This is a genomic window from Candidatus Krumholzibacteriia bacterium (assembly GCA_029865265.1).
GTDB lineage: Bacteria > Krumholzibacteriota > Krumholzibacteriia > WVZY01 > JAKEHA01 > JAKEHA01.
The window spans coordinates 1-23,208 of the sequence record JAOUHG010000009.1; the positions used below are offsets into that span (position 1 = coordinate 1).

The following is a 23,208-nucleotide window of genomic DNA, read 5'->3' on the forward strand; positions in this document are numbered from 1 at the left end:
CGTCGGCCAGTCGCCCACGCCCGCGCCGGCGGGCACCGACGCCCCGGCGGCCGTGCTCACGTCGTGCCGCGGCTCGGTGATGGTGACGCGCGCCGGCGGCCAGGCCACGGTGGCGACGTTCGGACTCTCGCTCAACGACGGTGACGAAGTGCGCACCGGCGCCGAAGCCGAGGCGGAAATCATGTTCGCCGCCGGCAACTGGGTGTCCGTGGGCCCCAACAGCAGCATGAAGATCAAGGGTCACCCCGGCGCGAAGGAGCCGGTGAAGGACTCCGGCAGTTTCGAAGTGGTGAGCAACTTCCTCAAGCTCAAGAGTTCCGAGGGAAGCGGTTCGATCAGCGGACTGCGTTCCGGCGAGAAGGCCTCCACCCTGGTGCCGCTGTCGCCGGTGCAGACCAAGGTGCGCAACGCGACCCCGACATTCTCGTGGCGCATCGAGGACGAGTCCCTCGAGCTGCGCTTCACCCTGTACAACGAGTCGGGCGTCCAGTGGCAGTCCGACATCGCGGACGCGTCATCGCTGGCGTATCCGGCCAGCGCCCCCGCGCTCTCACCGGGCGTGTCGTACTCGTGGACGCTCGAGACCACCGACCCCATGGTGTCGCCGCCGCTGCGCACCACCGCGGCCTTCTTTGAAGTGATCGCACCGGCCGACGTGGCATCGCTGGACAAGGAACTGGCCGAGATCGACGCCGAGAAGCCGGGCGAAGTGACGTACCGCCTGATGCGGGCGAGCCTGTTCTTCGACCGCGGACTGGTGGAAGATGCCATCGACGAGACCGAGACCGCGCTGGCCAGCGACCCCGACAACGCGTCGCTGCACGCCATCCTGGGCCGGCTCTACGCCGAGACGGGCCGCACGCAGGAAGCCATGCAGGAGATGCAGCGCTCCCAGAAGTAACTGTCCGGACAACCACCTCGTTTCGCAAGCCGACCGGCCCCGGAGACTCTCCGGGGCCGGTTTTCGCATCGCGGCGCAAGGCAGCAGCGTCTACCGAAGCAGCACCATCTTCTTCGTGCTCTTGAACGAGCCCGCGATCAGCCGGTAGAAGTACACGCCGCTCGACACGCGTGCTCCCCGGTCGTTGGTTCCATCCCACGCGACCCGGTGAACCCCCGTGTTCTCACGCCCGCTCACCAGCGTCTTCACCCGTGCACCCGTGACGTCAAAGATCGCCAGGGCGACGTCGGCGTTGCTGGCCAGCGAGTAGGCGATGGTCGTGGACGGGTTGAACGGGTTGGGGACGTTCTGGGCCAGCTCGAAGCGGTACGTGGGCTGGACCTCATTCTTCTCCAGCCGGATCGGCGAGAACGCGCGCAGCCCGCCTCCCACCACCTCGAGATCGGCAATAATGAAGCTCAGGTCTTCCTCCGAGAGCACCAGTGGCTCCTCACCCACCACCTCAAACTCCACCCGCCCGAACTCCACCACCGGCGCAAGCGGCTTGCTATCTCCAATGACACCCACAAACGCCTGGCGGACGCCATCCCGCGTCACCTCGGTGCCCATGGTTGTCGATGGGTAGGCGGCATCGGGTTCCCAGCCGATGAACCGAAGCCGCGGGTGGTCGCTACGCAGCGACACCACCAGGGCCTAGACATACTCGATAAGTGGCGCGGGCAATACCTGAATCATATGGTACTTCACGTAGTGTCCCTCCGCGGTGCGGAGAACATAGACGGGACCGAGAAGCGCGGGTCCATGAGCATCGTACGTCGCCAGGTCAGCCGGCGCCTCGACAACGTCCTCAAACGATCCTGATACTATGCGCGCAGATGCTCCGTTCCAACACCCATACACGTACCCAAGCGGCGGGTCGACTACATAAACAATCGACAGGTCTCCATCGTACTCCCCAACCAGTAAGGAATCACTGAAGTCCCATGAACCGAACGCGAACCATGCATAGCCATGAATCACGCCAGCGGACGCCGGCGCCGCTGAGCAAATCGCCATCATGATGGCGAGCAGCACGTTTCTTAGAACAAGAGGCGCCCGCGGGTGATTCGCCCACTTCTGAGAACGGGACTCAGAGCATCCATGCGACTGAACAGCGAGCGAACGGACAGACGAATGAGAAACACACATCACGGCAGGAATCACAGCATTACCTTGCTTGGCCGAAGAACTGCAAGGAGATGATCTGGCGGGGACGTCGCGCAGCGTTCTGCGCAAGAAGAAGCCGAGCATCCCGGAACTCTTGCCAAAATAGCACCCCCGTTGGCTAGAGCAATAAGGAAGGACTAACGCGGCGAGTATATCGCACCGTAGCCTCTTTTGTCTACCCCCCGCTTAAGGGTGCGGCGGACCTCGTCAGCGCCCGCCCATTACCCCGCTACAGAGCATTCCGGGTCTTCGGACGCCAGCACCAATATGATGCTAAACTGCTCACGTGACTGACCGCCTTGACAAGCGCGCCTCGATGATTCTCCTTGGGGTGATCGTCCTGGTTGCTCTCGTCCTTCGCCTGCGGGGCCTGGGCTGGGCGCTGCCGTACACGTACGAAGAGGCTCGCCCCCTGCACGTGGCCTTCCAGATGTGGGGATGGGACCGCGGCGGCGATGCAACGCTCAACCCGCACTTCTTCAACTATCCGAGCCTCCTGTTCTACGTTCACTTTGTCACCCAGGGGTTGACGTACCTCGGGCTGCAACTCGCGGGGCGGATAGAATCGATCGTCGACTGGCAGGTCCTCTTCCTCACCGACCCGTCGGTCATCTACCTTACCGAGCGCGCGGTGACGGCCCTGTTTGGCATCGCCAGCGTCTGGGCCATCGCCCGCCTCGGCACCCTCGTGGCCGGCCGCACAGCGGGACTGCTTGCGGCCCTGTTTCTCGCGCTGAACGCGTTTCACATTGGCAGCTCGCAACGCATCGACGTGGACGTGCCGCTCACGTTCTTTGTGATTGTGGCATTGTGGGCCGTTGTCAGGATTTCCCGGGGGCCCGTGCGCAGAGACTACGTTGTTGCGGGCATCGCCATCGGGCTGGCTGCGTCCAGCAAGTACACGGGATTCTTTCTATTGCTGCCGCTGGTGGTGGCGCACGTGCTGGGCGCAGGCCGGCACCGGCACCACGCGCTGTTCATCGCCGCGGGGATCGCGTGCGTCACGTTTGCGTTCACGTCGCCTTTCGTGCTCCTCGACTTCCGGGAGTTCTGGAGCGCACTGTCGTATGAGCGCTCGCACATGGCGGAGGGGCACTTCGGCGTGGCACAAACATCGTCCTGGATCGCCTATGGCAAGGCGCTCGCGGGTCGCGTGGTCAGCATTCCGGTGGTGCTGGCCGCCATGGCCGGCATGGGATGGCTGGCGTTTCGCAGACGGGACCGCGCTGCGATTGTGCTGCTGGTGTTTGCCCTGTTCTACCTGGTGATCATTTCGAGCTGGAAAATGCGTGCCGACCGCTACCTCCTCCCGGTGCTGCCGGTGCTGCTGGTCTTTGCGGCCGCGCCGATGGCGGCGCTGCTCCATTCAAAAACGCGGCTGCGGCGGGTGACGGCGGTGCTGCTGATACTGGCGGTTGGAGCCGTTGATCTCGGCCGGCATGGGCGGGCGGTGGCGGCCATGCACGCCGACGCACGCACCGAAGCAGCCAACTGGATCGACGCCAACATCCCGCACGGCGCGTTCATACTGACCGAGCACTATGGTCCCGATTTCATCGCGCCGCCGTTGCTCATGCAGTTCGACCCGTCCCTGCGCGTGCAGGTGCTCAAACGAATGGGCGCGCGGCCGGTGCACGCGGTGCAGCGACTCCCCATGTTCCAGACGCAGCCGGAGGAATCCGCCCCCTTCTACGCGCTGGCGCTCTACCCCTGCGCCGACTACGTGGTCACAAGCAGTGCTGTGCGCGGCCGCTACGAACGCGAACCTGCCCGCTTCCCGGAGCAAATTCGCTTTTATGAGCGCCTCGCTACCGAGACGCGGATGGTCCGGGAGTTTGCCCCTCCGTCCGGCGACGGGATCCGCCTGACGGTCTACCAGCGTCCGTCCCGGTCCACGCCCTTCTCCCTCCGGGATTCCATCCCGCCCCCGCCCATTCTGCCACCCGACGCGGGGAGCCCGGACCGGCAGGCATCGTTCTACTACGACCTCGGCGCCAACTACGCCTTCTTCGGGTTTCACCGCGAGGCGTACGTCTCCTATATCCGTGCGCTGGATCGCAGGCCAGGCGACCCGAGGCTGTTCATGCAATGTGCCATTGGAGCGGTCGGCGCCCTGCTGTCGACGGGACAGACCGAAACCGCGCTCCTCGTACTGGAGCGTGTCGCTGCCGCCGCCCCCGACGATGACGTCCGCGCCAGAATCAAAGCCATGCGCGAGCAGATAAGCGCGGCCACGCCCTGACCGCTTCCCCGCCCTCTCCAGCCCCCGCGGCCTTCCTTGCCACCCTGCTTTTACCCTGTTAGTCTCCGGTCATGGAGCGTAGAGAGCTTGGCGGCTACGAGCTTCGCGAGATACTCGGCGAGGGCGGAATGGGCACGGTGTACCGGGCCCAGGACCTCACGCTGGACCGTCCCGCGGCCGTCAAGGTCATCCGGGCCAAGTCGCTGAGCAAGGAGGGCAAGGAACGCTTCCTGCGCGAGGCGCGCGCCTGCTCCAGGATCAACCATCCCAACATCATCACCGTGTACGCGGCCGGCGAGGAGAACGGTGAGCCGTACATGGCGATGGAGCTGATCGACGGCGAGACCCTGCGCGACGTCATCGACAAGGGCCCCATCGACTGGCGCACGGCCACGCGCTGGATCATCGCGCTGCTCGACGCGCTGCAGCGGCTCCACGCCGAGGGCATCGTGCACCGCGATCTCAAGCCCGAAAACATCATGGTGACGCGCGACGGCATCATCAAGCTGATGGACTTCGGCCTCGCGCACCTCACCACGCAGACCGCCATCACCCAGGAAGGCACCACTCTGGGCACGGTGCCGTACATGTCGCCCGAGCAGGTGCTGGGAAGGCGCCTGGATGCGCGCAGCGACCTCTTCTCCATTGCCACCATCTACCACGAGATGATCACCGGCATGCACCCGTTCCGCGGCGACCATCCCATGGCAGTGATGTACTCCATCCGCAACGAGACGCCCAAGCCGCTCAAGCTGGAGTCGAGCGACTACCCGGTGGGCCTGCAGGGCGTGCTGGACCGCGCCTTCGAGAAGGAACTCGACAAGCGCTACGCGGACGCGGGCGCCTTCCGCGACGCCATCCTTGCGGTGGCGCCGGAACTCACCGGCACCACGGTGATCGAGCGCAAGTCCTCCCCGGTGCGCATGGCGCTCACGGTGGGGATCGTGTCGGCGGTGGTGTTCGGGGTGGGACTCCTGGGGTGGAACTTCGTGCAGGGAAAGCGCGCGGCCGCGCATCGCGCCGAGGCGCAGAACCTCAACGAGCGCGCGTTGCTGGCCGCGGACGACGCGGCCAAGGAAGACTTGCTGCGCCAGGCGCTGCAGAAGGACCCCACCTATGCCCCGCCCTACAACGAGCTGGGGTTCATGGCGCTGGAGGCCGGCTATCCGGTGATTGCGGATTCGATGTATCGCGAGTGCCTCAAGCGCAACCCGCACTTCGGGCCGGCGCTGCTGAACATCGGCAATCGCTTTTTCGACCAGAGCCAGTATGACAGCGCGGCGGTGTACTTCGAGCGCGCCCTGCGCGGCGAGGCGCCCGACTCCGCCATCGTGGCCAACCAGCTGGCCGCTGTGTACCTGCGCATCGGACGCCCCGAGGATGCGCGCGGTGTGCTGGAGGCGGTCATTCCTTTGGAGGAGCCGCGCGCCATGGTGCGCGGCTATCAACTCATGAACCTCGGCAAGGCGCTCGCCGCCGGGGGCGACAGCACCGCAGCACGCGAACGCTGGCTGGAGGCGCGCGCGGTGTATCCCAACATCCCCGAGCTGCGCGAGTTGCTGCCGGAACCCGGCCGTTAGTCTGCGTTCAACAGAAACACCGCCACCGCTTCCAGAATGGAGTGCACGCCCAGCTTGCGCAGGATGTGCTGTACGTGGTTGCGCACGGTGGCATAGCTCACGCCCAGCCGCTCGGCGATCTCGTGCAGGGTGGCATCTTCGGCCAGCAGGGAGAGGATCTCCCGCTCGCGCTGGGTGAGTTCCGCGGAAAGGTCGGTCTGCTCGGGCTGGATCGTCTCGGGCGAGCGCAGCGCCACGCGGTCGATGAACTTGCGCACGCGCAGTTCACGCGCACCGTCCACCACGCAGTGCACCAGCCGGCCGTCATCCAGCGCAATCACCACCACCTTCACCTCCTGGCGTTTGCCGCCCGGGGTGGGAACGCTCACGCGAATCGGCTCGATCTCCCGGGACTCTTCCACCGAGCGGCGCACAAAGCAGCGGGGACCGCACAGCGGGGCGCCCTCGGGCGTGCGGCCGGCAATGACAAGGAAGCAGGCGTGGCCGGCGCAGTCGGCCAGATTGAGGCCCAGCAGGGATTCGGCGCGGGGATTGAGATAGGCGACGGTCCCCTCGGGCGATGTGATCCACACCGGCATCGCCAGCAGGGAAACCCAGGAGGGGAGCGATTGGCTTTCGTCGCGGCCAGGCGGTTCGTGCATGGCGCCCCCGAAGTCGCGGCTGGCACCCATTGTAGCACAAAACCGGGTGGGCGCAAGGCCTGTCAGCGCAGCAGAACCAGCCTGCGCGTGGCGCGGATTGTCCCCGCTTCCATGAGGACGAAGTACACGCCAGAGGCCGCGGGAGCGCCGTTCACGCCCACACCGTTCCAGCGGACCACGTGTGCGCCGGCCGGATACGGCGCATCGGCCAGCACCGCAACGTGCCGCCCGCGGACATCGAAGATACTCACGCGCACGTGCCCCGCCACCGCCGTCTCAAAGTGGACCGCGGCCGACGGGTTGGCCGGGTTGGGCTCGATGGTGCGAATGCGGGTGACGCGGCGGGAGACGGCCACGCTGTCCTGCGGTTGTCCGCCACGATCGTGCGGAACCACTACGTACGCGGTGTCGCGCGCCACATTGCCGGTGGCATCGCTGGCTGCGTAGACAACCGCGTACTCCCGTCCCCGGCCCTTCCCGTTGCGCTCCGCGCGCAGTTTGAACGCGACATCGGGCGTGCCCCACGCCGCGTCCTTGACGTCCTCCGCGCCGCCGGGTTCGTTGCTGGTGATCGATTCCAGCACGAACACCGGCGCCGGGTCCTGCTGGTCGGACACCGTCACCGTGGCGCTCACCTCCACCCACTTGTGGTTTGGCGGCCACAGCTCATCCGGGTCGAGCGTGACCACAATGGCCGGTGGGGTGGGATCGGGCGGCACGCGGTCGAAGTAGTAATCCGTCAGCGGCTCGGGCGAGTTGCGCGTGTCCGTCCAGGCCACGAACGCATCCTCTCCCCACCCGGTCACACCGATGTACTCCAGGTAGTTGCCGGGGTAGCGCCTGGGGTTGCTGGTGCCGTTGTTGGAGGGCACGTCCGCCACCGGCGCATTGATGAGGAAGCTCTCGCCCCCGTCGTCGCTGGCCGCCAGGTTCACCCGTGCGAGATGGTTGATGCTGTCCTCGCGCGTGTCGTAGAACACCACGTTCACGCGGCCGTTGCTCTGGTTCACATCCAGCCAGGGCAGGAACTGGAAGCTCCCGGGCGCGTCGTCGTTCACGCGCACCGGCGGCGAGAAGGTGTTCGCGCGGTCGTCGGAGTGGCGCACCAGCACGTCGGTGTCTTGGTCGCTGCCGTGGCAGTACACCAGGTACACGCGCCCGTTGTGCAATCCGCCGCTGCAGTCGACGTCCAGCACCGGACCCGCGAAGACGCCGCGGTTGGGCTGCGGCGGAACGCGGGTGCGAAACGGAAGCGCACCCGTCTCCACCACCACGTCGACCCCCCAGGTGCTGCCGTTGTCGAACGAGTGATCCACGCGGAGTTCGTTGACGTTGATGTCGTTCCAGGCCACGTACATCACACCGTCGGGCCCGATGGCGGGATCGGCGAAGAGAGAGTAGCCGCGGTCGGAGATGGAGTCGTCGTTGATCACCACCGGCGTCGAGAATGTGGCGCCCGCATCGACCGAGCGCGAGAACGCGATCTGCTGGTCGACGCGGCCGAACGCGGGCGGCACGTTCCACGTCCACGCCATCATGATCACCTGCTGCTCGCGGTTGAAGCGCTCGGGGCCCGCGGCCAGGTGAAACTTGTCGTTGCCCGCGGTGCCCAGTACGTCGGGCGCAATCCACACGAACACACCGGGGTTGAATGTGATCCCGCCGTCGTCGCTGCGGCACACCACGATGTGGTCGCTGGTGCCCTCCGGCACCGGTACACGCGCGCCGTAGCCCACGTAGACCCGCCCGCCGGCGTCGAACACCAGCGTGGGGTCGAAGCGATCGACATCTGCACCCAGGCCGTCGTGGGCATCGCCCACCGCCACGTGCGTCCACGTGTTCCCCGCGTCGAAGGAGTGGAAGGTGCTCATGGTCTTGAGCGAGCGCGAGTAGCCGCAGATGACCAGGTTGGCCGGGTTGGTGGGATTGACGTCGATGATGACTTCCGCGAGCGCCTGTTCGGGCAGCGCGTTCACGCGCACGTCATCTCCCGCGAACGGCACAAGCGGCGCGAGGCGCAGGATCTCCGCCGCGGGCTGCGACGGCGGTGGAAAGGTGGTGGGGGGAGCGGTGGCGTTGCTCGCCGGCGCGGGTGCACCCCAGAGCAGGAACGCTCCGGTGGTGACAACCAACCGGAGCGTCCATTGGAAACGCTGTCGCACCCCACCGTCAGTTGCTCGCCGGCCCCGAGTCATGACCCCGGGATTGTATCATGATCCGGCGACGGTGGCAGCGCGTACTATTTGAGTAACAGCATTTTCCTCGTCTGCGTGAACTTGCCCGCGGAGAGACGGTAGAAGTACATGCCGCTCGAAACGTGCTGCCCGCGGTCATTCGTCCCGTCCCACACCACCTTGTACACGTCCGCACGCTGGCGCTCGTTCACCAGCTCGCGCACCCGCGCGCCGCGGACGTCGTAGATGGTGAGACTCACCGGGCCATCCTGCGCCAACGCGTACTTGATGGTCGTGGTGGGGTTGAACGGATTGGGCATGTTCTGCTCCAGTCCGTAGCTCAGCTTGTACACCACCGAGTACGGTCCAAACTCCGCGCCCATGCCATCGGGCGTGATCTCCTGCAGCTTGTACCAGTAGGTGCGGTTGGCGGTGACGCTCTCGTCGCGGAACTCGTAGCGGCCGCCGGTGGCCTGCCCGCTGGCGCGAATCGTCTCCGTCGTCATTTCCCGGTACACGCCCAGCTCGCTCTCGGAACGAACCACGGCGAAGCCATCCATCCCGATCTCAACACCCGTCTCCCAGCGCAGCACCGCCGCGCCGTCCTCCATGGTAATGTCGAAGGTCTTCAGGCGTGTGGGAACGGTGCTGCCAACGGTGAAGGGCGCGTCATTGATCCCCTGCACGTACAGCTCCTCGTCCCCGCAGAAGTGGTCGTGACCGTCACCGTCGTCACCGTTCACAAACCGGTCACCCGGCGCGTGCGGCCAATGGTGGTGCTTGTACAGGCTCACCAGGATCCAGCACTTCTCGTGGTAGTCCGCCGGCGTCTTCCACAGTGCCAGGCCGATGTTGGGAATCTGGTGCGCCACTTCTTTCCACGTCTGGCCGTCGTCCACGGAGACGTGCACGTCGGCGCGGTGCAGGATCGTCTCCAGCGGACTCGCCCACACAATCAGGCGCCAGTCGTTCGACGGCAGGAAGTCACCCGCCTCCGGGCGCAGAATCACCGGGCGTATCGTGCGGATGGTGTCATCACCGGCAAAGGTCCGCGGCGGCACCTCGCCCGAAATCTCCACCGCGGTGTGGTAACTCTGCGGAACCGCCGCCTGGTACTGGTGACGCAGGAACTTCACCCGCAGCTCGTCGATCCCGTCGTTGTCCTCGTCGACGATCGATTCGCTGCCCGGCACGTACGGCACCGTCGTCGCCAACCGCACCGACGCCAGGTCGATGTTCTGCGCCAGGAACGGCGCCGGCAGCTCCACGCGGCCGGTCACGTAGAACCCGTCCGCGGCCACGTCCTCCGCCAGGTTGTCCACGTGCACCTCGGCCGCCACCTGTCCCAGCGGGACGTCCGAGCCGTTCACGATGGACAGCGTCTTGGCGCCGGGGTTGGTGATGAACAGCAGTCCGCTGCCGGTGGGGTCGACCGCGATGTCCGCGGGACCCGAACCGGTATCGATGGTATCCACCAGCGAGAGCGTCACGCTGAAGCCCGGGGCGGCGCTGCCCGGCTCGATGGCCGAGACACCTCCCACCGACTCGATGGTGAAGACCAGCACCTCGTCGCTGTTCTCCTGGATCACGTACAGCAGCGTTCCATCCGCGGAGATGGCGAGGCTCTTTCCACCCGTACCCGCGGGCACGGTGGCGAGCACCTCGTTTTCGGAGGTGCTGCCCGGAAACACATCCACCACCAGGATGGAACCGCTGTCGGTCAGGATGAACAAGAGCGCGCCGTCCGGCGACACCGCCATGCTCTTGGCACCGGCACCGGCCGGAACCGAGGTCAACACGGTATAGCCGCTGGCATCGAGCACCACGAAACCGGTGTCGTTGCCCACGTAGATGCGCGCACCGTCCGGCGACACGGCGAGGCTCTTGGCGCCCGCTCCGGCCGGAACCGTGGACAGCACCTGGTGGTGCAGCGAACTCGAGTCGTCAGTATCGATGACGCTCACGCTGCTCGAACCGGCGTTGGCCACCAGCAGGCGGTCGCCGTCCGGGAAGATGGCAAGGTCGATGGGGTTGGTGCCGACGGCGATGGTGGCCACCACTGTATTGAACGTGGATACATTCGACGGATCGACGCCGATGACCGACACCGTCCCCGAGTTGAAGTTCGCCACGTAGGCAAACGTCCCCTCCGGGTGAATGATGATCGCAATCGGCTGGTCGCCCACCGGGATCGACGGGTAGGTCGAGAGCCCGTTGACGTCCACCGGGATGACGACGTCACCCTCCGGGCTCACCGTGTAGACCAGCAGGCCGTCGGGCGTCACCGCGCAGCTCTTGGCACCCGCACCCGTGCCGATGTTGGCGATCACCTCGTCGATGGGCGAGGTGTTGGGCTGCAGCACCGTGAAGGGTTTGCTGTTGGAGGTTTCCGCACCCACCTGCACCTGGATGGTGCCGGTCGTGGCGGCAAGCGGGACCACCACCGTCAGGCGCGATGTGGTGGCGCTGGTCGGCGTTGCCGCCACACCGTTGAAGAGCACCGTGTTGTTGGCGGGCACCGGGTCGAAGCTGGTTCCCGAAAGCACCAGGGTCACGCCGCGCAGCGCGCTGGGCGGAGAAACCGACGCCAGCGCCACCGGGGGCCTGGCCCGGGTGGTGAACGCCGACTGCCCCGGGTTGGTAAGCGGATCGGTGGCCGAATCCTCGATGTCACTCGTGTAGACCACCTCGTACTGCGTCGAATACCCGAGCGGCGCGCCGGGTGTGAGCGAAACCTTGCGGTTGCCGTCGGTGAAGCCGTAGGTCACCGGAATGAGGGTGGCGTCGGCCGCGAGGCGCACGAACAGCGAGGATGCGCCGATCGTCGCCGGATCGACCGCGCGGCTGAAGGTGGCGAGCACCGCGGTGGTGGTGCTGACGTTGCTGGACAGGTTGAGCGGCAACACCTCAGCCAGCGCCAGCGGCAGGGTTGCCGGATCCACTGTTGCGGTTGCGCTCACCGTACGCGGCGATTGATCGATGCCCTCGGCAATCACCTGGATGGTCTGCGTGCCCACGTTGGGCCCCAGTTGCCACTGCACCTCGGCCAGGCCGGCCGCATCGGTGGCAACGTTGATCTCGTCCACCAGCCCGTCGGGCGTAACGAACAGGCCGTTACCGGGTCCGGCGCGGAAGGTGATGGTGAGGCCGGGCAGCGACGGGCCCTCTCCGTACGTCGTCGCGCGGATCGGCGCGGGCAGCACCCGGTTGATGACGCCGGTCTGGCTGTTCCCCGAAGCCACCGCCAGGTAGTAGACGCTGGTGAAGCCGCCGTAGAAGTCGTACACGCGCACGCTGTCGTGGAACGTGCTCGCGTAGTAGAGGCGGGTGCCGTCCGGCGTGTACTCGAATTCGTTCGGGGTCAACGTCTCAAAGACGCCGCCGTGGCTGGTGTATACGTCGGCCGTGGCCGGATCGTAGTACTGTAACGCCGCCAGCCCCTTGGATACGCGGATGGCGCGGTTGCCCTGCGGCGAGATGCGCATCCGTTCCTGGTAGGCGCCTCCGGGACCACCCGCGCCCGTCTCCAGCACGAACTGACTCTGCAACGTGTTGGTGAGTCCGTTGTTCGTCACCGTGTAGTCGAAGATCGAGCGCGTGACCGGCGCGCCGTCCAGTTGATAGGTCAGGATCTGCAGGCGGTTACCGTCCGGGGTAAGGTCGATGCAGAAGGGCGTCTCCTGCGGAGGCGTACCGGGAACGCTGATCAGCGAGGCGACGACACCGAACGTCTGGCTCTGCTTGTCCATGTCGACGACGAAGATGTTGTTGGGATTGCGCAACGCAATGTAGGCCACCAGCCCCGAGGGATGGAACTCAAGGTCGAAGATCAAACCGGGAGCCGTCGATATGGAATCGACCACGGTGACACCCGCGCCGTCGCTGACACCGGCCGCGTCGAGGATGTAGACCTGGTCGCGCCCGCCGTCCGCCACCAGCACCCAGCGGTTGTCCGGACTCGTCTCCACGTGGGAGATATAGCTGAACGCAAATATCCCCGGCGAGCCCACGTACCCGCGCAGCTTGCCCCAGCCGGGGCTGCTGGGGTCCGTGTCGATGATGGGAACGAAGCGCCCCAGCGGCCCGTCGTTCTGCGTGAGCGCGAAGGTCGTCTTGCCGTCGGCGGTGATCGCCATGTCATCCACCGCGTCACCCAGCGGACGGTAGCGGTTGATCTCCTGGTTGTAGGACGGGCTGCCGGGACGGACGTCGTACTGTGAAATGCTCCCGTCGTCGCTGCCCACCAGCAGGTACTCGCCGTTGGGACTCATGGCCAGCGCATCGTTGGTACCCGGGGGCGGGCCCGCCATGGCGCCCGCGAAGCGCGGCGTACCGGAGCCCGCGTTGGCAAGCAGCACCTGGAACGAACGCGAATTCGAGGTCTGGTCCACCGTGGTGCCCGACAGCCGGACGATCACCTGCACCGGACCGCTGCTGGCGCCAACCGGAACCCGCGCGATGATCTTGTCGAACTCGTGGTGCTCTGCCGCGACGATGGTGCCATTGAAACTGACCGACGCCTCATCGAAGTCCTGCGGGTCGCCGAACTCGAGACCCGAAAACACCACCTGACCGCCCGCGGGAGCGGCGGTGGGATAGACACTCTGCAGCACCGGACCCACGCCGATGGTGGTGACCAGCAGGCGCGGTGACAGCGCGCCGCCACCCTGCAACGCGGAAAACGCGTACAGGCCCTCCGGAGAAATCGCGATATCGACCGGGTTGATGGGGGTTTCGATGTCTTCGACCACGGTGCGGAACGTGCTGCTCGACTCCACCAGGTCGACGATCTTCACGTTGTCGAGCTCGCGGTCGGTCACGTACAGGTACTGCGCCGCCGGCGTGATGGCCAGTCCGCGCAGGGATCCGCCGGTGGCCACGTCCTGCACCTGGAACGGCGTGCCCTGGATGTTGACGATGGAAATGTCGCCGCCCAGATGGCTGACGTACGCGCGCTCGCCCTGCGGGTCGACGCTGATCCCGCGCGGGTCCGCGCCCACCGGGATCTGCGTGAGCAACGAGTCGCCGTCGAGGTCGAAGAAGAGCAGATCACCGGCGTCGGTGGCCGCCAGCAGCCGATCGCCGGCGGGCGTTACCGCCATGGCGCCGCCCACCGATGCACCGCCGGGTGCGGGCAGCACACCCACCTGCTGCTGGTAGGTGGGACTTCCCAGGCGCGTGTCCCACACCTGGATCTCGGACTCGTCGGTGGCCACGTAGGCGCGGTCACCGCTGGGCTCGGCGACCAGCCCGCGCGGACCGGCGCCGAGTGCGTGCGACGCCAGCACCGTGTTGAACACGGGGCCGGTGCTGGGATCGGCCATGATCTCCACCAGCTCGCCCGATGCCTTGCTGATGGCGTAGGCGCGCGTGCCCTCCGCGTTGACCGCGATGTCATCCAGGCCCGACGGGTACGGAATGAACGTACTGGTCAGGTAGCCGGAAACACTCGGGCTCACGATGACGGCCTCCGCACCCAGCGACGTGCCGACGTATGCGTACTCCCCACCCGGTGTCAGTGCTACCGAGGTTGGCGCGTGCGAGAAGAGCACCTGGCCGGACTCGTAGCCGCGCGCCACTTCGTTGGCGGTGAGGACGGTGAAGGTGAGCGGGTTGCTGGTCGTCAGATCTGCGTTGACCACCAGCACCGGTCCCGTCGCCGCGCCGGCCGGCACCGTCACCACCACCTGGTTGGGCTTGACCGACTTGATGGTGGCGGCAGCGCCACCCACGGTGACCGTCGGGTCGGCCGGAACCCGTTTGAAACCGCGGCCGTTGATGACCAGCGTGGTCCCGATAACGCCCTTGGTGGGCGCAAGGCTGGTGAGCGCCAGCGGCGGCTCGGGTTCGGTGGTGATGGAGAGCGTGAAGTCGCTCTCGAGGTGGTTGCCGAACTTGTCGGTGAGGTCGGTGTCGATGGTGAGCGTGTAGGCGGTGGAATACTCCAGCGCCGGCGACGGCGTGAAGACCAGCACCGAGTCGTCGCGAATGACGGCGATGTTACCGGCCCGCGCGGTCATGGTGGCGTCGTCGCGGAATGAGAACGACGGCACGATGGTGCCGATGGCAACCGGCTCGGAGAACTCCACCACGTAGGCACCGTCAATGGCGACACCGCTGGCACCCGCGCCGGGTGCCGTGGACAGCACGGCAGGTCCGGTGGCGTCGATGTTGGTGACGATGGCAATGTCGGTGGCCGGGCTGGAGATGCCCACGGTGATGGCCACGCGGTCGTTGGGATCGTCGCTGTTGGATTCGGCCGCGTCGTACCACTCGGGGTTGAAGTTGTCGTCGACGATGTCCTCGACGAGCGTGTTGATGTTCCCCGCCTCTATATAGTTGATGGGCGCGGTGCCGTTGAGCGGGTGGATGGAGACGTAGTAGTCGCCGTCCGCGATGCCCGGGAAGGTGAAGCTGCCGTCACCCAGGGTGAACTCGCAGCCGGTGGTGTCGCTGGTGGCCGCGTCGATCAGGAAGACGATGGCGCCGCCGACGGGCAGAGACGTGCTGCCGTTGGTGACGATTCCGCTGATGCGGTTGGACTCCGCGAGGGTCAGCGAGTCGCCGTAGGCCTTGAAGTAGACCAGCTCATCGTCGGTATCGAGGCTTCGCGCCGCGAGGCCGCCCGGCAGCACGTAGTGCATCGTCGCCGACCGCTTGACGGTGTGCGAGATACCGAGCATGTGCCCGACCTCGTGTACGGCGATACCCTGGATGTCGCTGCCCGGACCGCTGCCGCCCACCTTGTAGGTCTTGCTGGGGTTAAACACCATGTCCGCGTCGAAGATCTCGCCCTTGCGATAGACGCGGCCTGCGATGAGCGTGTCGCTCTCGAAGCTGGTGGACAGCCCCACCGCCAGCACGAGGCTGGAGAAGGGATAGGCCCCGTCGACGAAGGTCACCATGTTGACGCCGTCGAGACCGTTTGAGTTGGTCTGGGTGGTGGTTCCGCCGTAGGCGACGTTCAGCTCCGTGCCGGAGATGGCCGCCCACGTGTCGAACGCACTTTGAATTGCCGCGAAATCGGAGCCATCCGAGATACCGGGGGCACCGGTGTCGTTGATCAGGTAGGTGATCAGCGTGTCGGCGGTTCCCCAGTACTCGACGTGGCGGGCGCCGATGAACGCATCGATGCACCCGTCGCCGTCGCGATCGAAGCCGGATGCGTCCTCACCCTTGCACGCATCCACCGAGTCCGGAACCCCGTCACCGTCCGCGTCGTCGGGGATGAACCCCTGCACGTTCATCGAGGCCGCGGCCAGCAGAAACAGCACAAGCATCGATCGGATCAGCGTGTTTTTCATGGCGATTCCTCAATCGGAGCCCCGCTCCCCCGGGGCTCCGGCGGGATCCGGTCCCGCGTGGTTCGGTTTTCTCTACTTCAACAGCATCATCTTTCTCGTCTGGGTGAACGAACCCGCGACCAGCCGGTAGAAATACATGCCGCTGGCCACGCGCTCCCCGTTGTCATTGCTGCCGTCCCATACCACCTTGTACACGTCCGCGCGCTGGCGCTCGCTCACCAGCTCGCGCACCCGCGCGCCGCGGACGTCGTAGATGGTGAGACTCACCGGTCCGTCCTGCGCCAACGCGTACTTGATGGTGGTGGTGGGATTGAACGGGTTGGGAACGTTGGCCTCGAGCCCGTTGCTGAGCTTGTAGACCACCGAGTACGGTCCGAACTCCATGCCCAGCCCGTCGGACGCCACTTCCTGCAGCTTGTACCAGTAGGTGCGGTTGGCGGTGACACTCTCGTCGCGGAACTCGTAGCGGCCGCCGGTGGCCTGTCCGCTGGCGCGAATCGTCTCCGTCGTCATCTCCCGGTACACGCCCAGCTCGCTCTCGGAACGAACCACGGCGAAGCCCTCCATCCCGATCTCGACACCGGTTTCCCAGCGCAGCACCGCCGCGCCGTCCTCAAGCACGATATCGAAAGTCTTCAGAAGCGTCGGCACCGGCGCCGAGATCATGAACGGATCCTGGCTCATGCCCTGCCCGTACACCTCGCCGTTGCGCCACAGCGTCACCAGCACCCGGCAATGCTCGTAGAAAGCGTCCGGCACCATCCACGCCACCTGCCCGGTGTTGCTCACCTGCAACGCCACTGGGCTCCACGTCTGTCCGTTATCCGCGGAGAAGTGCACATCGGCCAGCGGCGCCGACGGGCCCTGCGGGTTGGTCCAGGCGATGTAGGTGCTCTGCCCCGGCGCAACCGGCGCACCCGCGTGCGGGTGGGTCACGGTGGGGCGGATGGTGCGGATGGTGTCCTCGCCGACGAAGGTGGTTGCGCGCACGTCACCCTCGATGGTCACCGGGACGAACTCGCCCTGCGGCATCACCGCCTGGAACGCGGCCCGGTCGAACTTCACGTGCAGCTCCTGGAGACCGTCACCGTCGTCGTCCTGGAACGACGCCGTCCCGGGCACCGCGGGAACAGCGCCCTGCAGGCGGATGGACGACACCACGATCTCCTGCGGGAAGTACATCGCTGGGAGTTCGATGCTGCCGGTCACGTACTTGCCATTGGACTGCAGGTTCAACGTGCGCGGCGTCACGCGTATCTCCGCCGCCACCGGCCCGGCCGGGGGGCCGAAGATGGAGATGGTGGAGTTGCCCGCGTTGACCACGAAGAGCGAACCCGTTCCGCTGGGGTCGATGGCCACGTCGCTGGGATCGGGGCCGACGCTGAGCGTATCGATGACGGTCGCGGTCACCATGAACGACGGCGTCGCGGCGTCGGGGTCGATGGCCGAAACGCCCGCGATCACTTCGATTTCGTACACCAGCACCTCGTCGCCGATCTCCGGGATGAGGTAAAGCAGCGTGCCGTCCGCGGACACGGCGAGGCTCTTACCACCGGAACCGGCCGGCACCGTCACCAGCACCTCGTTCTCGGACGGGCTGCCGTCCTGGATGTCGACCACGAGCACGTCGCCGTCGTCGGTGAGGACGAACAGCAGCGTGCCGTCGGGCGACACCGCGAGACTCTTGGATCCGGATCCGGAGGGAACGCTGGTGAGCACTTCATAGGCCGCGTTGAGCACCGTGAAGCCCGTGTTGGTGCCGATATAGATGGTGCCGTCGGGTGACACCGCGACACTCTTGGCGCCGGTCCCGGAAGGAACCGTGGCCAGGACGGCGTTGTTGGTGGTGCTCGAACCGTCGCTGTCGACGATGCTCACGTCGGACGACCCGGCGTTGGCCACCACCAGGCGGCTGCCGTCGGGGTCGACGGCCAGGTCGGCAGGGTTCCTGCCCACACCGATGGTATGGATGACGGTGTTGAAGGTGGGCGAATCGGGGTCGGTATCGATGACCGATACCGAGCCAGAATTGAAGTTCGCCACGTAGGCGACGCGCCCGTCGGGATGGATGACGATCGCCACCGGCTGGTCGCCGACGGGAATCGCCGGGTAGCTGGTCAGCCCCTCGACGTCGACGGGGATGATGACGTCACCGTCGGTGCTTACCGCGTAGATCAACGCGCCGTCCGGCGACACCGCGCAACTCTTGGCGCCGGCACCGGCGGGCACGGTGGCCAGCACCTCATCGATATGCGACGTGCTGGGCTGAAGCACCGTGAACGAGCGCGCGTTGGATGTGTCTCCGTGGGCCACCACGCGGACCAGGCCGGGGATGGCACCCGTCGGCACCCGCACCACCAGCGAACCGGGGCCGCCCGAGGAGGGCGTTGCGGTCGCACCGTTGAACAGCACCGTGTTGGCGGACGGCGTCGCGTCGAAACCGCTTCCCGAGAGAACCACGTTTACACCCACCAGCGCGCTCGGCGGCGAGATGGCCGCGAGACGCAGCGGCACCGAAGTGAGGGTGGTGAACGCGGAGCTGCCCGGATTGGTGAGCCCGCCACCGCCGGCGTCGGCCTGGATGGCGCCGCTGAGCACCAGCTCATAGGCGGTGCCCAGGCTGAGTGCGGCGGAAGGCGTCAGCGACACCTTGCGGTTGGAATCGGTGAAGCCGTAGGTCGCCGCCACGGTGGCCGCGGTGGCGGTGTCGCGCAGGTAGAGCGTCCCGGTCGAAATCGACGCCGTGTCGATGGCGCGGCTGAAGGTGGCCAGCAGCGCGGTGGTGGGACTCACATCCGTGCTGCCGGCAAGCGGAACCACTTCCGCGAGCGAGAGCGGCAACGTGCTCGGGTCCACGTTGGCGGTGGCGCTGAAGTTGAACGGCGAGCCGGAAAGCGCCGTCGCCGAGACCAGCACCGTGTTGGCTCCCACGTCGCCCAGCTTCCACTGGATCTCCGCGTAACCCTGCGCGTCGGTCGCGACGATGGTCTTGGTCTTCAGACCGTCGGCGGTGAGCAGCATGCCGTTGTTCATCGCCTCGAACGTCACCGGCACGCCGTCGAGCGGCGCGGACGACGACGACTGCACCAGCACGCGGATGGGCGCCGGCAGCAGCGCGTTGGTAACGCCGGTCTGGTTGTTCCCCGACGCCACAATGATCTTCTGCGCCGCCAGGAAGTCGAACATCTGCAGGGTGGCGCCGCCGGCGTTGGCCGCATAGATGCGCCGCCCGTCGGGCGTGAATCCGTAGTCGAGGGCAACGCCAGAGGTCAGCGAGCGGTAGAACGGCTCCACCGGGCAGGTCGGGTCGTACTCGATGAACCCGGTATTCATCTGCGTGCGGATGGCAAAGGTCCCCTGCGGGTTGATGCGGAAGGTGTTGTCGCCGCTGATAGCACTGGCGTCGCCGGAACCAACCACGCAGTTCGCTTCAAAGTAGCAGCTATCCGGGTTCTCGCAGTTGATTCGCGTCACGTACATCTCGAAGTTCGGCGATGGATTGCCGGAATACGCGAACACGTGTTTGCCGTCGCGCGAGACATCGATGGAAGTCGGCGCCGGCGCGGTGGGAACCGCCGATATGGTGCCGAAGTTCGGGCTCTGCGGGTCGGTGTTATAAATGAGCACCGCGCCCGACGACATCGGGTTGAGCATGAAGACGGCGCGCCCGCTGGGGTGGAAGACGATGTCGTCGTCCAGTGCGGGCGGGTAATTCTGATCGATAACCACCGGTGCCACGCCATCGGACAACCCGGTGGCGTCGACGAACATGTGCGCCCCGCCGCCGATGAGCATGATGCTGCGGTTGTCCGGGCTGGTGCCCACGAAGTCAGCGCCGCCCGCGATCATGTTGGTGGTGAAGTCGAAGGCCGGCCCCGCCGTGCCAAAGCGCGGGTCGTTGGGGTCGCAATAGTAAGGGCGGGGCAGACCACCCGAGGTGATGATCGCCACCTTGCCGTCGGCGGTGATGGCAATGTCACCCAGGGTGCCACCGGCAACACCGAACGACCCCACCATCTGGTTATAGTTGGGGCTGCCGGGACGAATGTCGAACACGAAACAGAACTCGCCGCCGCCACACAGCGTGTACAGGTAGCTGCCGTCCGGCGAAAACGCGAGCGTCTTGATGAGGTAGTCGCAGAACAACGAGGCGTTGTTCGGGAATGTGAGGCTGCCGGCCGGGCGCAGGCCGTTGTCCAGGTACAAGGGCCCGATGGCCTCGAAGTAGAACGCGTTGGACACCTGGGTGGGGTTGCTGTAGCGCTCGGACCGAACCGTCACCGGCCCGCTCGACACGCCCACCGGGACCGTCACAATAATTTGATCCGGAAGAACGCGCGACGGCGTGGCGATGACGCCGTCGAAGTCGACGTAGGTCGCAGACGCGCCCTCGTCGTTCAGGCTCGAACCGGTGATGACAATCTGGGTCCCCGGCTGCCCCGCCTGCGGAACCATACTCACAATGGCGGGTCCGTCGCCGATGGTGGTGACCACCATGCGTGGCGCGGCGCCATCACCCTGCAGCACGGAGTAGGCAAAGATGCCGTCGCCCGACATGACGATGTCGACCGGGTTGGTCGGCATGGGCGCGGTGGCGATGACGCTGCGGAAGGTGGTGTGGGTCTCGTCCAGGTCGACGATCTTGAGTTCGTCGGCGCCGCGATCGGTGACGTAGAGGTAGAGCCCGGCCGGCGTGGTGTCGAGACCGCGCAGCAACCCGCCGGTGGAAATGCTCTGCACGAAGAACGGCGGCGCGGAAATCCCGCCGACGTTGACCACCGAGAGGGTTCCGTCGTCGTGGGTGACATAGGCGCGCTGTCCCTGCGGGTCGATGCTGATCGCGCGGGGAGACAACGACACCGGCACGCGGTCGGTGAGGCTGTCCTCGCCGAGTGCGTAGAAGAACACCTCGCCCGACGCGCCCAGCGCGAGCAGGCGCGAACCGTCGGGGGTGATGGCCATGCCGCCGGGCAGCGAGATGCCGTCCGGCGACGGAAGCACGCCCACCTGCTCACGGTAGCTGGGGCTGCCGAGACGGATGTCCCACACCTGCACCTCGGCCGCGTCGGTGGCGATGTACGCCCGGTATCCGAATGGATCCACCACGATGCTGCGCGGCTGCGCGTTGAGAATGCGCGTGGAGAGAATGGTCTTGAAGAGCAGGCCGGTGGTCGGATCCGTCATGATCTCGATCATCTTGCTGGTCGACGGGCTCACCGCGTAGGCGCGGGTTCCGTCCGGCGCAATGGCGATGTCCGCGTACTCGGCGGGGTCGGCGATGAGTTCGCGGGTGAGATACGCGCCCGCGGCGGCGTCCACCACCACCGCGTCCACGCCGCCCACCGACGCGATGTAGGCGTAGGCGCCATCGGGCGTGACGGCGATGGCGTTGGGCGTGTTGGACAGGTTCACGGTTCCGCTCTCGTAGCCGCGCGCAATCTCCGCGTCGGACAGCGCGGTGAACACCAGCGAGTTGCTGACCTGCATATCGGGGTTGGTGACCACCACGTTGCCGGAGATGACGCCGTCGGGGACGGTTACGACGAGCCGTCCGGGCGCGGCACTGCTGACGGTGGCCGGCGTGCCGTTGAAATCGACCGTGGGCGCTGGATCGACGGAGAATCCGCGCCCGTTGATGACCAGCGTGGTCCCCGGAACACCCTTGTTGGGCGCGAGGCTGGAGATGCTGAGCGGCGGCTCCGCCTCGGTGGTGAAGGTGGCCACGTAGTCGGTTGCCAGCGCGTTGCCGGCGCGGTCCTTGAGGTCGGTGTCGATGCGCAGCGTGTGCAGCGCGGAGAAATCGAGCGGCGAGGACGGCGTGAACACGATGACCGAGTCGTCCTTGATGACGCCGATGTTGCCGCCGATGCCGGTGGTTCCCTGCTTGAACGAGAACGACGCGCCGATGGTGCCCACGTCAACGCGCTCGGAGAAGCGCACCAGGTAGGCGCCGTCGATGGCGACATCCTCGCTGCCCGCCGCGGGGGTGATCGAGACCACCTCGGGCGGCGTGCCGTCGATGTTGGTAATGATGTCCACCGTGGTGGTGGCGCCGGACGTCACCGTCACCGCGGTCTTGTCGGCGGCGTCGTCCATGTTGGACTCGGCCGCGTCGTAGTACTCGGGGAGGAAATCCTCGTCCACAATGGACGCGGTGAAGTCGTTGACGTTTCCTGCGCCGATATAGTTGATGGCCGACGTGCCGTCCAGCGGGTGGATGGCAACGAAGTAGGTGCCGTCCGCGAGGCCCGCGAAGTCATAGGAACCGTCGGGCATGGTGATCACGCACGCGGCAGTGTCGGACGGGTTGGACGCGTCGATGGCAAACACCAGCGCACCCGGCACCGGGCTGCTGCTCTGGCCGCTGGTGACCATACCGCGCAGGCGGCTCGCAGCGGAGAGAGAGGCGCTGGTCGCGTAGGCGCGGTAGTAGACCTGCTGGTCGTCGGTCTCGAGCGTGCGGGCGGCGAATCCACCCGGCAGCACGTAGTGCATGGTGGCGGAGCGAGTGGGCGTGTGCGCGATGCCGAACAGGTGCCCGGCTTCGTGCGCCGCGGTGCTGCGGATGTCGCTGCCGGGGCCGGCCCCGCCCACCTTGAAGGTCTTGGTGGGGCTGAAGAGCATGTCCGCGTCGAAGATCTCGCCCTTGCGCCACACGCGCCCGGCGATGAGCGTATCGCTCTCGAAGCTGGTCGAGAGGCCCACGGCCAGCGTGGACAGACCGAACGGGTACGTGTTGTCGACGAACGTCACCAGGTTGACCCGGTCGAGCCCGTCGGCAACGCCCTGGGCAACGGTTCCGCCGTAGGTGGCGGTTAGCCCGGTGCCGGGGATTGCCGTCCACGAATCGAACGCCGCAATGATCGCGTCGTTGTCCGCGGTTCCGCCAATGCCGGGTGCGCCGGACGCGTTGATCACGTAGGTGATCACCGAGTCCACCCAGCCCCAGTACTCGACGTGGCGCGGTCCGATGGCGTCATCGATGCAGCCATCGCCGTTGCGGTCGAAGTACGACGCGTCCTCTGCCGGGCATACGTCGACGGAGTCGGGAACGCCGTCACCGTCGGCATCGTCGGGAATCGTGCCCTGCACGTTGAGCGCGCCCACCACGAGCAGCGCAGCCATCGCGATCATCCAGCGGAATCGGGTTGTCATGCTCA

Annotated in this window: 8 protein-coding genes; 3 read left to right on the top strand and 5 right to left on the bottom strand. The window is 66.4% G+C overall.

Going from position 1 to position 23,208, the window contains the following annotated elements:
* Positions 1 to 901: tetratricopeptide repeat protein (locus OEX18_06030; protein ID MDH4336821.1), on the top strand; the 901-nt coding region annotated here is incomplete at its 5' end.
* Positions 902 to 991: 90 nt separating this feature from the next.
* Here the strand turns inward: OEX18_06030 and OEX18_06035 are convergent.
* On the bottom strand, positions 992 to 1,588 hold the full coding sequence (locus OEX18_06035) for a T9SS type A sorting domain-containing protein (protein ID MDH4336822.1): 597 nt from the start codon (positions 1,586 to 1,588) through the stop codon (positions 992 to 994).
* A gap of 805 nt (positions 1,589 to 2,393) precedes the next feature.
* Here OEX18_06035 and OEX18_06040 point away from each other — a divergent pair.
* Positions 2,394 to 4,349: a glycosyltransferase family 39 protein gene (locus tag OEX18_06040; protein ID MDH4336823.1), complete on the top strand. Its 1,956-nt coding sequence runs from the start codon at positions 2,394 to 2,396 to the stop codon at positions 4,347 to 4,349.
* A 71-nt stretch (positions 4,350 to 4,420) separates the two neighbouring features.
* Positions 4,421 to 5,929: a protein kinase gene (locus OEX18_06045; GenBank protein MDH4336824.1), complete on the top strand. Its 1,509-nt coding sequence runs from the start codon at positions 4,421 to 4,423 to the stop codon at positions 5,927 to 5,929.
* Here the strand turns inward: OEX18_06045 and OEX18_06050 are convergent.
* The 4 genes from OEX18_06050 to OEX18_06065 all read right to left on the bottom strand — a co-directional run bounded on the left by OEX18_06050 (position 5,926) and on the right by OEX18_06065 (position 23,203).
* The gene (locus OEX18_06050) at positions 5,926 to 6,141 is read right to left on the bottom strand and encodes a helix-turn-helix transcriptional regulator (protein MDH4336825.1); all 216 of its coding nucleotides are present in this window, start codon (positions 6,139 to 6,141) and stop codon (positions 5,926 to 5,928) included. The two genes, OEX18_06045 and OEX18_06050, sit on opposite strands and share 4 nt — an antisense overlap.
* A 491-nt stretch (positions 6,142 to 6,632) precedes the next feature.
* The gene (locus tag OEX18_06055) at positions 6,633 to 8,702 is read right to left on the bottom strand and encodes a hypothetical protein (protein MDH4336826.1); all 2,070 of its coding nucleotides are present in this window, start codon (positions 8,700 to 8,702) and stop codon (positions 6,633 to 6,635) included.
* 107 nt (positions 8,703 to 8,809) lie between these two features.
* Positions 8,810 to 16,048, bottom strand: a complete 7,239-nt coding sequence (locus OEX18_06060; protein MDH4336827.1) for a beta-propeller fold lactonase family protein — start codon at positions 16,046 to 16,048, stop codon at positions 8,810 to 8,812.
* A 72-nt stretch (positions 16,049 to 16,120) separates the two neighbouring features.
* A complete protein-coding gene (locus tag OEX18_06065; GenBank protein MDH4336828.1) occupies positions 16,121 to 23,203 on the bottom strand; it encodes an Ig-like domain-containing protein in 7,083 nt (2,360 codons plus the stop codon).
* Positions 23,204 to 23,208: the final 5 nt, after the last annotated feature.